1 protein-coding gene is annotated in these 961 nt (G+C 48.1%); it reads left to right on the top strand.

Annotated elements, in window-relative coordinates:
* The first annotated feature begins 59 nt into the window (after positions 1-59).
* Positions 60-950 (top strand): IS3 family transposase, encoded by an 891-nt coding sequence (locus TQ39_RS19880; protein WP_156146457.1) that lies wholly within the window; start codon positions 60-62, stop codon positions 948-950.
* Positions 951-961: the final 11 nt, after the last annotated feature.

Below are 961 nucleotides of genomic sequence, written 5' to 3' on the forward strand. Positions count from 1 at the left end.
AGAAGAAGACCTCCTGGCGGAAGTACAGCGGTTGAGAGCTGAGAACGCATACCTAAAAAATTGAATGCCCTGGTTGCCGAGAGGGTACGGCAAGAGAAAAAGCAAAAGTAATATGGGAACTGAGGTATGAACACAAACTGTCGCTGTTGCCGGACGTCGCCGGTCTCCCTCGCAGCACATACTATTACTACACCAGAAAGCAGAAGGACCCGGACAAATACGCGGAGTTAAAAGAGGAAATCTGCTCTATTGTGACTGAACACAAGGGCAGGTACGGTTACCGCAGAGTAACGCAGGAACTGCAAAACCGAGGTTTTCATCACAACCACAAGCTTGTGATGAAACTGATGAAGAAGCTGGGGTTAACAAGCAAGGTGCGGATGAAGAAGTACCATTCCTACAAGGGCGAAGTTGGAAAGATTGCTCCTAATCTCTTGGATAGGGACTTCTATGCTGAGCAGTCAGACCAGAAATGGGTCACAGACGTGACAGAGTTCTCCTTGTTCGGCGAGAAGCTGTACCTGTCTCCAATTCTCGATCTGTGCAGCGAGGATCTTATAAGCTGCACGATCTCGGAGCATCCGATGCTCAGTATGGTCACTTCCATGTTGGAGAAAGCTTTTGACACAATCCCAGACGGTACGGGACTGATTCTTCATTCCGATCAAGGCTGGCAATACCAGCACAAGCATTACCAAAAGATGTTGGAAGACAAGGGCGTCCGGCAGAGCATGAGCCGGAAAGGCAACTGCTTGGACAATGCCGTGATGGAGAACTTCTTCGGCTTGCTCAAAACAGAACTGCTTTACCTTCAAGATTTCGACTCCCTGGAACACTTCAAAGCCGAGCTCATTGACTATCTCTACTACTACAATAACCGCAGAATCAAGCTAAAGCTAAAGGGCCTGACACCTGCTCAACACAGATACCAGACCCTTCAGGTCGCTTAATTACATATTTT

The sequence above is a fragment of the Ruthenibacterium lactatiformans genome (genome assembly GCF_000949455.1).
Lineage (GTDB): Bacteria > Bacillota > Clostridia > Oscillospirales > Ruminococcaceae > Ruthenibacterium > Ruthenibacterium lactatiformans.